Origin of the sequence: Streptomyces sp. NPDC058674 (assembly GCF_042716505.1) — a bacterium.
In the GTDB taxonomy this organism is placed as follows: domain Bacteria; phylum Actinomycetota; class Actinomycetes; order Streptomycetales; family Streptomycetaceae; genus Streptomyces.
In genome coordinates this window covers 1-11984 of the sequence record NZ_JBHXSC010000051.1, presented here as the reverse complement: position 1 = coordinate 11984, position 11984 = coordinate 1, and the positions used below count along the sequence as shown (strand labels likewise).

The 11984-nt window shown below is 71.8% G+C and carries 11 protein-coding genes; 4 read left to right on the top strand and 7 right to left on the bottom strand.

What is annotated here, in order from left to right:
* The first annotated feature begins 24 nt into the window (after positions 1 to 24).
* The 4 genes from ACFWU6_RS23790 (at position 25) to ACFWU6_RS23775 (ending at position 3190) form a co-directional block, all read left to right on the top strand.
* Complete coding sequence (locus ACFWU6_RS23790; protein ID WP_383982945.1) at positions 25 to 1035, top strand: polyprenyl synthetase family protein; 1011 nt, start codon at positions 25 to 27, stop codon at positions 1033 to 1035.
* A gap of 232 nt (positions 1036 to 1267) precedes the next feature.
* Positions 1268 to 2464: an outer membrane lipoprotein carrier protein LolA gene (locus tag ACFWU6_RS23785; protein WP_383807674.1), complete on the top strand. Its 1197-nt coding sequence runs from the start codon at positions 1268 to 1270 to the stop codon at positions 2462 to 2464.
* A gap of 109 nt (positions 2465 to 2573) precedes the next feature.
* Positions 2574 to 2777, top strand: a complete 204-nt coding sequence (locus ACFWU6_RS23780) for a hypothetical protein (protein WP_383807677.1) — start codon at positions 2574 to 2576, stop codon at positions 2775 to 2777.
* A complete protein-coding gene (locus tag ACFWU6_RS23775) occupies positions 2774 to 3190 on the top strand; it encodes a hypothetical protein (RefSeq protein WP_383807679.1) in 417 nt (138 codons plus the stop codon). Before ACFWU6_RS23780 ends, ACFWU6_RS23775 begins: the two co-directional genes overlap by 4 nt.
* A gap of 19 nt (positions 3191 to 3209) precedes the next feature.
* Here the strand turns inward: ACFWU6_RS23775 and ACFWU6_RS23770 are convergent, their stop codons facing one another.
* The 7 genes from ACFWU6_RS23770 to ACFWU6_RS23740 all read right to left on the bottom strand — a co-directional run.
* A complete protein-coding gene (locus ACFWU6_RS23770; RefSeq protein ID WP_383807682.1) occupies positions 3210 to 4526 on the bottom strand; it encodes a M28 family metallopeptidase in 1317 nt (438 codons plus the stop codon).
* Positions 4527 to 4745: 219 nt separating this feature from the next.
* Positions 4746 to 5699: an EamA family transporter RarD gene (rarD, locus tag ACFWU6_RS23765; protein WP_383982943.1), complete on the bottom strand. Its 954-nt coding sequence runs from the start codon at positions 5697 to 5699 to the stop codon at positions 4746 to 4748.
* A 186-nt stretch (positions 5700 to 5885) separates the two neighbouring features.
* Positions 5886 to 6740 carry an NmrA family NAD(P)-binding protein gene (locus ACFWU6_RS23760; protein ID WP_383807687.1) on the bottom strand — a complete coding sequence of 285 codons (855 nt, stop codon included), beginning with the start codon at positions 6738 to 6740 and terminating at the stop codon, positions 5886 to 5888.
* A 187-nt stretch (positions 6741 to 6927) separates the two neighbouring features.
* On the bottom strand, positions 6928 to 8001 hold the full coding sequence (locus ACFWU6_RS23755) for a 2-oxoacid:ferredoxin oxidoreductase subunit beta (protein WP_383982941.1): 1074 nt from the start codon (positions 7999 to 8001) through the stop codon (positions 6928 to 6930).
* Positions 7994 to 9937 (bottom strand): 2-oxoacid:acceptor oxidoreductase subunit alpha, encoded by a 1944-nt coding sequence (locus ACFWU6_RS23750; RefSeq protein WP_383807693.1) that lies wholly within the window; start codon positions 9935 to 9937, stop codon positions 7994 to 7996. The genes ACFWU6_RS23755 and ACFWU6_RS23750 overlap by 8 nt, the downstream gene beginning before the upstream one ends.
* A 151-nt stretch (positions 9938 to 10088) precedes the next feature.
* Positions 10089 to 10748 carry a LuxR C-terminal-related transcriptional regulator gene (locus tag ACFWU6_RS23745; RefSeq protein ID WP_374778376.1) on the bottom strand — a complete coding sequence of 220 codons (660 nt, stop codon included), beginning with the start codon at positions 10746 to 10748 and terminating at the stop codon, positions 10089 to 10091.
* A gap of 286 nt (positions 10749 to 11034) precedes the next feature.
* A partial coding sequence (locus ACFWU6_RS23740; protein ID WP_383982939.1) for a sensor histidine kinase occupies positions 11035 to 11984 on the bottom strand: 950 nt, incomplete at its 5' end.

The window sequence follows — 11984 nt, the reverse complement described above, 5'->3', positions numbered from 1 at the left end:
CGTCAGCAGACAGGAGTACCCCTCGTGACCGTCGTCGGGCCGTTCGGACTGAGCGTGCGGGACCAGGCTCTTGAGACCGATGTCCAGGCCGGACTGGCCGCCGTCGAGGCGGGTCTGCTCGAAGCCACCAAGAGCGAAGTCCCCTTCATCACCGAGGCCGCGCAGCACCTCGTGCGGGCCGGAGGCAAGCGGTTCCGGCCGCTGCTCGTCATGCTCGCGTCCCGTTTCGGCGATCCGTACGCGCCGGGGATCGTGCCCTCCGCCGTGGTCGTGGAGCTGACGCACCTGGCGACGCTCTACCACGACGACGTCATGGACGAGGCCGACGTGCGCCGCGGCGTGGACAGCGCCAACGCCCGCTGGGGCAACTCGGTGGCCGTCCTGACGGGCGACTTCCTGTTCGCCCGCGCCTCGCACATCCTGGCCGACCTCGGCCCCGAGGCGGTGCGCGTCCAGGCCGAGGCCTTCGAGCGGCTGGTGACCGGGCAGATCCTGGAGACGGCCGGCCCGCGCGACGGCCGCGACCCCGTCGCCCACTACCTCGACGTCATCGCGGGCAAGACCGGCTCGCTGATCGCCGTGTCCGGCCGCTTCGGCGCGCTGATGTCCGGCGCCGACGAATCGGTCGTCGACATCCTGACCCAGTACGGCGAGCGGCTCGGCACCGCCTTCCAGCTCGCCGACGACGTGCTCGACATCGCCTCCAACGCGCACGAGTCCGGCAAGACCCCCGGGACCGACCTGCGCGAGGGCATCCCCACGCTCCCCGTGCTGCGGCTGCGGGAGGCGGCGGCGCGCGACGGACGGCCGGAGGACCTGGAGCTCGTACGGCTCCTGGACGGCGATCTGACGGACGACGCCCGCCACGCCGAGGTCCTGACCCGGCTGCGGGCCCACCCGGCCCTGGAGCAGGCCCGCCGCGACACGATCCGGTACGCGCAGGACGCGCGCGCCACCCTCGCGCCGCTGCCGGAGTGCTTCGCGAAGTCGGCGCTGGAAGAGCTCTGCGACGCGGTCGTGCACCGCGCCGGCTGACGCCGGCCGCCCCTCCCCGCGGTGGAACGGGCCATTCCGTCACGACGACCCCTACGGGTCCGGGACGGGGTGGCCCGTTCCTTGTCATCCCACGGTCGTACGCGCAGTTGCGTCCGGGGACTGACGCGTCCGCGGCGCAGATTTGGTCAGATGGAGCCATCAACCCCACCAGATCGGGTGAGCGCGGCGACACGGCGGTCGCCGCAGTCGACACAGAGGGCAGGGCACTGACATGGCAGCGAACACGAAGACTTCTCGCAGGGTCGCCCGGTACGGCGTACCGGTGGCAGTGGCGGGCGTGGCCGCGGCGACCATCGCGATGGTCCCGGCCTTCGCCAACGCCGGGGGCCCCGACCTGCCCAAGGTGACGGCGCAGGAGCTCATCGAGAAGATCGCGGCATCCGAGGTCCAGCAGGTGTCCGGCACGGCCCGGCTCAGCACCGACCTCGGCCTGCCGAAGATCGCGTCCGGACTGCTGGGCGGCGGGGGCGTCACGGGCGGCTCCGCCGACCCGGAGGACAAGGTCGCGCAGCTGGCGAACGGCACGCACACCTTCCGCGTCGCGGCCGACGGCCCGGACCGCCAGCGGCTGACCTTCCTGGACGGCAAGGACGAGTACACCCTCGTCCACAACGGCGACGACGTCTGGGGCTACGACTCCCGGTCGAACGAGGCCTTCCACGAGAAGAACGCGGGGAAGTCCGCGGAGCACAAGACGGGTGACCGGCTGGCCGCCTCGCCGCAGCAGCTGGCCCAGGACGTCCTGAAGGCCGCCGGCCCGACCACGGACGTCAGCGTGGGCGACACGGCGCAGGTGGCCGGGCGGGACGCCTACCAGCTGGTGCTCAAGCCCAAGCAGGCCGGCTCCACCGTCGGCTCGGTCCAGATCGCCGTGGACGCCAAGAACGGCGTGCCGCTGCGCGTGCAGCTGCTGTCCTCCCAGGGCGGCAAGCCGATCGCCGACGCGGGCTTCACCCAGGTGGACTTCGCCAAGCCGGCCGCCGGCACCTTCTCCTTCACCCCGCCCAAGGGCGCCAAGGTGACCGAGGGCGCCGACGGCGCCGGCGCCGGCGAGGGCGGCCACGACAAGGGCCTGAAGGCGCTGGAGTCCTTCCCGGGCCTCGGCGAGCTGGCCGGCGGAGCGAACGGCAAGGGCGACGTGACGGTCCTCGGCGAGGGCTGGGCCACCGTCGCGCGCATCGACACCGGCGCGGGCAAGGGCCTGAAGGACCTGGAGAACGACCAGAACGCCCCGAAGGAGGCCAAGCAGTTCCTGAGCGCCCTCGGCGACAAGGTCTCCGGGAAGTTCGGCGAGGGCCGCGTCCTGTCGACCCGCCTGGTCAACGCCCTGATCACGGACGACGGCAAGGTCTACGTCGGCGCGGTCACCAAGGACCAGCTGGTAAAGACGGCCGACGCCGCCAAGTAGCCCCGCGCGCGGCCACGCGCACCGCAAGGGTGGCCCGGGACCTGTGTCCCGGGCCACCCTTGCGCCGTTGCCCTGCTGCGTACAGCGCGCCCGCTGTACGGTGGTCGCCATGTCGAGACACGTCACCATCCGCCTGAACGAAGAGTTCCACGAACGCCTGAAGGCGCGCGCGGCGGCGCTGGGGACGACGGTCACCGCGCTGATCACCGAGGTGACGGAGCGCGAACTCGACGACGACCGGAAGGACTTCCTCTCCGGCATCGACGAGTTCGCCGACCACTGGGGCTACTTCCAGGAGCGGTTCGGCAATTGAAGATCACCATGGAGTGGGCCTGGACCGCTCTGGCCCACCATCTCCCGTCCGACCCCGCGGTCTGGGACCCCTCGGGGGTCGCCGCCGCGGTCGCCCGGCACCAGAACGACCTCGTCCTGGTGCCCGAACAGCCCGCCCCGGACACCGCGTGGCGGGCCGCGGCGTTTCTGCACACCCTCGCCGTGTGCCCGGCGCTGGAGTCCCCGATGAACGAGTTCTACGCGGCCGCGGCCACCCGCTCGTACCTGCGGGTGGCCGGGGCCAGACAGCTGCCCTCGCCCGAGGTCCTCGGCGACCTGGTCGAGGCGGCCAAGTCGGGCCGGGTGGACATCGGGGCGGTGGCCGAGGAGCTGCGCGCCCGGATACAGGAGCCGCTGCCCGCCTCGTTCCAGGGCCGCGCCGAGGAGGCGTAGCCGTGGAACCGGCCGTCGGCTAGAAGGTGATCTTCCAGCTGTTGATGTACCCGACGTCCTGCGCGGCCACGTCCTTGACCTGGAGCTTCCAGACGCCGTTGGCCACCTCGGAGGAGGCGTTGACCGTGTAGGAGGCGACGACGTTGTCGGCCGAGTCCGAGCTGGAGTTCTTCAGCCGGTAGGCCGTGCCGTCCGGGGCGATCAGGTCGATCACCAGGTCACCGCGGTAGGTGTGGACGATGTTGACGTCGACCTTGGTGGTGGCGGGGGCGTTGCCCGTGACCCCGGAGACCGTGACCGGCGAGGTCACCGCGGCGGCGGGGGAGTCCGGGATGTTCACGTCCGCCGTGTTCTCGAACGACTTGCCGGGCGGGACCGGGGTGCCCGCCCCGAGGTTCCATATCGCGTACGCGACGGCGTCGGCGTTGCGGTCCAGGGCGGTGTCGTTGATGTTCGACAGGGAGTCGCAGGAGGAGTGGTAGCAGCGGTCGAAGGCCTGACCGGAGGTGCCGCCCCACTTCTGCGCCTGGGCCGCGGTCTTGCTGTTGCTGGCGCCGGTGAACAGGCCGCCGACCGGGATGCCCACGTTCTTGAAGGACGCGTGGTCCGAGCGGCCGTCGCCCTCGGTCTCGATCTCGGTGGGTACGCCGAGGCCCGCGTAGTAGTTCTTGAAGGTCTGCTCGATCGTCGGGTCGTCGTCGTAGACGAAGTAGCCCGGGTTCGGCGAGCCGATCATGTCGAAGTTCAGGTAGCCGGCGAACTTGGCCCGCTCGGCGGACGGCAGGTTGTTGACGTAGTACTTCGACCCGACCAGGCCCAGCTCCTCCGCGCCCCACCAGCCGAAGCGCAGGTGCTTGGTGGGCTGGAGTCCGGCGCGGGAGACGGCGAGCGCGGTCTCCAGGACGGCCGCGGAGCCCGAGCCGTTGTCGTTGATGCCGGCGCCCGAGGTCACCGAGTCGAGGTGGGCCCCGGCCATCAGGACCGAGTTCGGGTCGCCGCCCGGCCAGTCGGCGATCAGGTTGTAGCCGGTGGCGCCGCTGGAGGTGAAGGTCTGCAGCGTGGTGGTGAAGCCCGCCGCGTCCAGCTTGCCCTTCACGTAGTCGATCGAGGCCTTGTAGCCGGCCCTGCCGTGGGCGCGGTTGCCGCCGTTGTTGGCGGCGATCGTCGACAGCTGCGTGAGGTGGGCCTTGACGTTGGCCAGGGGGATGTCGGGCGGCGTCGGCGCCGCGGTGACCGCCGTGGGGGCGGCCAGTGCGGCGGGGGCGGTGGAGGCGATCAGGCCCGCGACCGCGAGGGCGGTCACGGCGGCGAGGCGCCGGGAGACGGACAGGCTCATGTGGGGGCTCCGGGATCCGCGGGGATGTGACGGAACGAGCGAGAGAGCAGGTGAGCGTCGGTGCGGCAGTGCGTCAGTGCGAGCCTGATGTTCAGCGAGAGCATGACAATCCGTCAAGACCACAATTCGGTCAGGGCTGTTCGGAGAACGGACGGTCCCCGGTACGGGAGTTCCGTACCGGGGACCGGGGGGAGGGCGGGGCGTCGGCGTGCGGAATGCTCAGGCGGGCTCGCGGGCCGGCGCCGCCGCGCCTCCGGGAACCTCCGCGACGGCGAGCAGCCGGGCCCGCGACCGGCGCGCGTTGCGCAGCGCGTCCCAGGTCAGGAGGGCGAGCGCGGCCCACACCAGGGAGAAGCCGACCCAGCGCTCGGGCGGCATGGCCTCGTGGAAGTACAGGACGCCGAGCCCGAACTGGAACACCGGGGCCAGGTACTGGAGCAGGCCCAGGGTCGACAGCGGGACCCGGATCGCGGCGGCCCCGAAGAACACCAGCGGGATCGCGGTGACGAGCCCGGTCGCGGCCAGCAGGAGCGAGTGGCCGGCCCCCTGCGAGACGAAGCCGGACTCGCCGCGCGCGCCCAGCCACAGCAGGTAGCCGAGCGCGGGAAGGAACAGCACGGCCGTCTCGGCGGCCAGCGACTCCAGCCCGCCCATGTTCAGCTTCTTCTTGATCAGCCCGTACGTGGCGAAGGAGAAGGCCAGGACCAGGGAGATCCACGGCGGCCTCCCGTAGCCGACCGCGAGCACCAGCACGGCCGCGAAGGTGATGCCGACCGCCGTCCACTGCACGCGGCGCAGCCGCTCGCCGAGCACGAGGACGCCGATCGCGATGCTGACCAGGGGGTTGATGAAGTAGCCCAGACTCGCCTCGACCACCTGGCCGGCGTTGACGGCCCAGATGTAGAGGCCCCAGTTCACGGTGATCACCGAGGCGGCCAGCGTCGTCAGCGCGAGTTTGCGCGGCTGGCGCACCAGCTCCCGTATCCAGCTCCAGCGGCGCAGGGCGAGCAGCGCCACCCCGACCACGGCGAGGGACCACACCATGCGGTGCGCGAGGATCTCGACGGCGCCGGAGGGCTTGAGGAGCGGCCAGAAGAGGGGGACCAGCCCCCAGAGCCCGTAGGCGCCGAATCCGTAGAGCAAACCCGTGCGCTGCTCGGTCTGTGGCTTCACGGGGCCTCCTGTGCGACTTCCGGCCAACCTCACGACCGTAGCGCCGCGCGGGTCGTATGTCATGCCCGTTCCAGGGAGATGCTCATGACACCGCAGGAGGCTCGCACGGTCGCGGCCGGCTCCGGGTCCCGGGCGGATCAGGCCGGGCCCTCGGGCCCGCCGGGCGGGCCCCGGGTCCCGGTCGGATCAGGCCAGGGCCGCGCGGATCGCCTCGGCCAGCGGGACCGTCGGCCGCCCGATCAGGCGGGCCAGGTCCCCGCTGGTGCCCGCCAGCCGTCCCCGGGCGATCGCCGCGTCCACGTCGACGATGATCGCCGCGAACCCCTCGGGCACCCCGGCGCCGGTCAGGGCCGCCAGCTGCTCCTCGGGCGTCACCTCGGTGTAGGTGACCTCGCGGCCGCTCTGCGCCGACAGCTCGGCGGTGTACTCCGCGAGGTTCCAGGCGGTGTCCCCGGAGAGCTCGTAGACACGGTTCAGGTGGCCCTCGCCGGTCAGCACCACGGCCGCCGCGGCCGCGTAGTCGGCCCGCGCCGCCGAGGCGACGCGGCCCCCGCCCGCACTGGCGAGGACCGCGCCCCGCTCCAGGGCGGAGGGGATCTGGTCGGTGTAGTTCTCGTGGTACCAGCCGTTGCGCAGGAAGGTGTAGGGGATGCCGGAGTCGAGGACGGCCTGCTCGGTGGCGGTGTGCTCGGCGGCCAGCTCGAAGTCGGCCTCGGGGCCGCCGAGGACGCCGGTGTAGGCGAGCTGGGCCGCTCCCGCGGCCAGGGCGGCCTTGAGCACGGCGGTGTGCTGGGCCGTGCGGCGCCCGATCTCGTTGCCGGAGATGAGCAGCACCCGGTCGCCCGCGCGGAAGGCGGCGGCCAGGGCGCCGGGGTCGTCGTAGTCCGCGACGCGGACGTCCACGCCGCGCTCGGCCAGGGCGGCGGCCTTGGTCCGGTCGCGGACGACGACGGCGACCTCGGCGGCGGGCACCCGGGTCAGCAGTTCCTCGACGACGAGCCGGCCGAGGGCTCCGGTGGCTCCGGTGACGACGATGCTCATGATTGCTCTCCTCGTGGGGGGGCGGGGCAGTAGTACCACCCTACGGTAAGCGCTAACTTTTCGAAAGCGCTTTCCTTTGGTGGTGCTTCCGGCGCTCCCCCTCGGCCGCGCCCGCGCCCCGGACATACGACGAGGCCCGGACCCCGGGTCGTCCGGGGTTCCGGGCCTCGTGCGGGGCGCCGCCGGGTCAGCCGACGACGGTCCAGGTGTCGTTGCCGCTCAGCAGGGCGCCGAGATCGCCCTTGCCCCGCTGCTCGACGGCGGTGTCGAGCTGGTCGGCCATGAGGGTGTCGTAGACGGGCCGCTCCACACTGCGGAAGACCCCGACGGGGGTGTGGTGCAGGGTGTCCGGATCGGCCAGCCGGGACAGCGCGAAGGCATGCGTGGGGCTGGTGGAGTGCGCGTCGTGGACGAGGACCCGGGACTCGTTCTCCGGGGTCACCGCGACCACCTCCAGGTCGCCGGTGGCCGGATCGCGGACCACGCCCTTGGCGCCCTCGGCGCCGAACCGGATCGGCTGCCCGTGCTCCAGGCGGATCACGGCGTCCTCGGCCCGGTCCTTGTCCTTGAGGACCTCGAAGGCGCCGTCGTTGAAGATGTTGCAGTTCTGGTAGATCTCGACGAGGGCGGTGCCCTGGTGGTCGGCGGCCTGCCGCAGCACCTCGGTGAGGTGCTTGCGGTCGGAGTCGACGGTGCGGGCGACGAAGGTGGCCTCGGCGCCGATGGCCAGGGAGACCGGGTTGAACGGCGCGTCGAGGGAGCCCATCGGGGTCGACTTGGTGATCTTGCCGACCTCGGAGGTGGGGGAGTACTGCCCCTTGGTCAGGCCGTAGATCCGGTTGTTGAACAAGAGGATCTTGAGGTTGACGTTGCGGCGCAGCGCGTGGATGAGGTGGTTGCCGCCGATGGAGAGCGCGTCCCCGTCACCCGTGACCACCCACACCGACAGGTCCCGGCGCGAGGTGGCGAGGCCGGTCGCGATGGCCGGGGCGCGGCCGTGGATCGAGTGCATCCCGTAGGTGTTCATGTAGTACGGGAAGCGGGAGGAGCAGCCGATTCCGGAGACGAAGACGATGTTCTCCCTGGCCAGCCCCAGCTCGGGCATGAAGCCCTGTACGGCGGCCAGCACGGCGTAGTCCCCGCAGCCGGGGCACCAGCGGACCTCCTGGTCCGACTTGAAGTCCTTCATCGACTGCTTCGCCTCGGCCTTGGGCACGAGCGACAGCAGCGTCCGGTGGGGAGCGTCGGTCACCTCAGTCATTGATGGCCTCCTCGAGGACCGTCGCCAGCTGCTCCGCCTTGAACGGCATTCCGTTGACCTGGTTGTACGACTGGGCGTCCACCAGGTATGTCGCCCGGATCAGGGTCGCGAGCTGCCCGAGGTTCATCTCGGGCACCACCACCTTCTCGTAACGCCCCAGGACCTCGCCGAGATTCCGCGGGAAGGGGTTCAGGTGGCGCAGGTGGGCCTGCGCGACGGGCCGCCCGGCCTGGCGCAGCCGGCGGACGGCGGCGGTGATGGGGCCGTAGGTGGAGCCCCAGCCCAGGACCAGGGTCCGCGCCCCGTCCGGATCGTCGACCTCCAGGTCCGGGACGCTGATGCCGTCGACCTTGGCCTGGCGGGTGCGGACCATGAGATCGTGGTTGGCCGGGTCGTAGGAGATGTTGCCGCTGCCGTCCTGCTTCTCGATGCCGCCGATGCGGTGTTCGAGGCCGGGGGTGCCGGGGACGGCCCAGGGCCGGGCCAGGGTCTGCGGATCGCGCTTGTACGGCCAGAACACCTCGGTGCCGTCGGCCAGGGTGTGGTTGGGGCCGGCGGCGAAGCGGACCCTCAGGTCGGGCAGGTCGTCGACGTCGGGGATCTTCCAGGGCTCCGAGCCGTTGGCGAGGTAGCCGTCGGAGAGCAGGAACACCGGGGTGCGGTAGGTGAGCGCGATCCGGGCCGCGTCCAGGGCGGCGTCGAAGCAGTCCGCCGGGGTCCGCGGGGCCACGATCGGGACGGGGGCCTCGCCGTTGCGCCCGTACATGGCCTGGAGCAGGTCCGCCTGCTCGGTCTTGGTCGGCAGGCCGGTGGAGGGGCCGCCGCGCTGGATGTCCACGATCAGCAGCGGCAGCTCCAGGGAGACCGCCAGCCCGATCGTCTCGGACTTCAGGGCCACGCCGGGGCCGGAGGTCGTCGTCACGGCGAGGGCGCCGCCGAAGGCCGCGCCCAGGGCCGCTCCGATGCCGGCGATCTCGTCCTCGGCCTGGAAGGTCCGCACGCCGAAGTTCTTGTGCTTCGACAGCTCGTGCAGGATGTCGGAGGCCGGGGTGATCGGGTACGAGCCCAGGTAGAGCGGCAGGTCGGCCTGCCGGCCGGCCGCGATCAGCCCGTAGGAGAGGGCCAGGTTTCCCGAGATGTTGCGGTAGGTGCCCGTCGGGAACGCCTTGGTCGCGGGCGCCACCTCGTAGGAGACCGCGAAGTCCTCGGTGGTCTCGCCGAAGTTCCAGCCCGCACGGAAGGCGGCCACGTTCGCCTCGGCGATCTCGGGCTTCTTCGCGAACTTGCTCCGCAGGAAGCTCTCGGTCCCCTCCGTCGGCCGGTGGTACATCCACGACAGCAGCCCCAGCGCGAACATGTTCTTGCTGCGCTCGGCCTCCTTGCGGGGGAGCCCGAAGTCCTTCAGCGCCTCGACGGTGAGGGTGGTCAGCGGCACCGGGTGGAGGTTGTAGGCGTCGAGGGAGCCGTCCTCCAGCGGGGAGGTCTCGTAGCCGACCTTGGCCATCGGGCGCTTGGTGAACTCGTCGGTGTTGACGATGATCTCCGCGCCGCGCGGCACGTCCGCGATGTTGGCCTTCAGCGCGGCCGGATTCATGGCGACCAGCACGTTCGGTGCGTCGCCGGGGGTCAGGATGTCGTGGTCCGCGAAGTGCAGCTGGAACGACGACACGCCGGGCAGGGTCCCGGCGGGGGCGCGGATCTCGGCGGGGAAGTTCGGCAGGGTGGAGAGGTCGTTCCCGAACGACGCCGTCTCCGAGGTGAAGCGGTCACCGGTGAGCTGCATACCGTCACCGGAGTCACCCGCGAATCGGATGATCACACGATCGAGGCGGCGGACTTCCTTGGCGCCCGGGCCGGCCGGGGCGCGCTGTCCACCGACAACCGCACCCCCGGCTCCGTCGGCCTGCTCGGCCGGGCTGCTGACCTGGCTGGTCACTGAACTGGACCTCCTTCGAGGCGTGGGCTCCCCCGGGATCCACCCTACGTCCGTAGGAGTGCGCTCCCGGGGAGCGACCACGTTCTGGACCGTCGGACCGCACCTTGAGACGATCCGACCGGTATGCCGTATCTGGCAGACTGTCAGTCGATCAGGACTTCAGGTAGGTGAGAACGGCCAGCACACGCCGGTGATCCCCGTCACTCGGCGACAGGCCCAGCTTCATGAAGATGTTGCTGACGTGCTTCTCCACCGCCCCGTCGCTCACCACCAGCTGCTTGGCCACGGCGGAATTGGTGCGGCCCTCGGCCATCAGCCCCAGCACCTCGCGCTCCCGGGGGGTCAGCCCCGCCAGCACGTCCTGCTTCCGGCTGCGGCCGAGCAGCTGCGCGACGACTTCGGGATCCAGCGCGGTACCGCCCCGGGCCACCCGCACCACCGCGTCCAGGAACTCCCGGACCTCGGCCACCCGGTCCTTGAGGAGGTACCCCACCCCGGTCGAGGAACCGGCCAGCAGCTCGGTGGCGTACTGCTCCTCCACGTACTGGGACAGCACGAGGACCCCGACGCCGGGGTGGTCGCGCCGCAGCCGCACGGCCGCCCGCACGCCCTCGTCGGTGTGGGTCGGCGGCATCCGGACGTCCGCCACCACCACGTCCGGCAGCGCGTCCTCCGCCGCCAGCTCCGCCACCGTCTTGATCAGGGCCTCCGCGTCCCCTACACCTGCGACGACGTCATGCCCCCGGTCGGTCAGCAGCCGGGTCAGGCCCTCCCGCAGCAGCACCGAATCCTCGGCGATGACCACCCGCACCCTGTCTTCCACGATTCAGCAGCTCCCGCATCCACTTCGCTCCCGCACTACCTGGCTCGGCCAAGCATCCCAGCCCCGGAGCCGGATCACGGCAGAGCCGGGACAACGGGTGTGCGTACGGGGGGAGTTTCCACATCCGGAGGGACCCGCACGCGGGGGCGGGGCGGCCGGGGGGCGGGGGCTCGGGTGGGCCTCCGGGGGGGCTCGGACGGGACTAGAGGGGGGCTCGGACGGGAAGTCAGGACTCAGGGGAACCAGGGCGGGGTCCGGGGGGACTCGGAGGGGGCTACGGCCGCCACGGCAGCTCGGCGGTGACCGCCGTCCCGCCGTCGGCGGGGGAGTCCACGACCAGCACGCCGTCCACCGCGTCCAACCGCTCCGTCAGGCCCGCGAGCCCGGACCCGTAGCCCGCGGCCGCGCCACCGCGCCCGTCGTCGCAGACCTGGATCAGCAGCCGCTCCCCGGACTTCCACACGTCCACCGAAGCCGACCGCGCACCGGAGTGCTTGCTGATGTTCTGCAACAGCTCCGAGACCGTGAAGTACGCGATCCCCTCGATCGCCGCCGCGGGCCGGGCCGGGAGCTCGACCGCCACCCGTACGGGCACCGCGCACCGCGAGGCGACCGAGGACAGCGCCGCGTCCAGCCCCCGGTCGGTCAGGACGGCCGGATGGATCCCGCGGGCCAGGTCGCGCAGCTCCCGCAGGGCGACCTTCACCTCGCCGTGGGCCTCGTCCACCATCCGCGCGGCGGCCCGCGGGTCCTCCCGCAGCTTCTCCTTGGCCAGCCCCAGATCCATGGCCAGCGCCACCAGCCGGGCCTGCGCCCCGTCGTGCAGATCGCGCTCGATGCGCCGAAGGTCGGCGGCGGCGGTGTCCACGACCACGCCCCGGTCGGACTCCAGCTCCGTGACCCGGGTGTCCAGCCGGGACGGCCCGAGCAGCGCGCCGACCATGACCCGGTCGACGGTGGCCAGGGCCCGGATCACCCAGGGGGCGGTGAGCGTGAAGGCCAGCCCGATCAGGGAGGTGGCGACGATCGCGGGGGGCGAGTCGAGGTAGAGGGAGTAGTCGTCGTTCTGGAACACCTGGAGGCCCGGCTGGTCGGTGAAGGCCGGGAAGACCCAGAACCACACCGGGTACAGCAGGAAGCCCCAGCCGTACGCCCAGAACACCAGTGCCACCACGAAGCCGAACACCGCCCACGGGAAGTGGACCAGGGAGTACAGCACGTGCC

Bases quoted from the DNA above. Each gene is read 5' to 3' on its own strand.
- ACFWU6_RS23780 (WP_383807677.1), top strand. From the start codon at position 2,574: ATGTCGAGACACGTCACCATCCGCCTGAACGAAGAGTTCCACGAACGC.
- ACFWU6_RS23755 (WP_383982941.1), bottom strand. From the start codon at position 8,001: ATGACTGAGGTGACCGACGCTCCCCACCGGACGCTGCTGTCGCTCGTG.
- ACFWU6_RS23760 (WP_383807687.1), bottom strand. From the start codon at position 6,740: ATGAGCATCGTCGTCACCGGAGCCACCGGAGCCCTCGGCCGGCTCGTC.
- ACFWU6_RS23785 (WP_383807674.1), top strand. From the start codon at position 1,268: ATGGCAGCGAACACGAAGACTTCTCGCAGGGTCGCCCGGTACGGCGTA.
- ACFWU6_RS23770 (WP_383807682.1), bottom strand. From the start codon at position 4,526: ATGAGCCTGTCCGTCTCCCGGCGCCTCGCCGCCGTGACCGCCCTCGCG.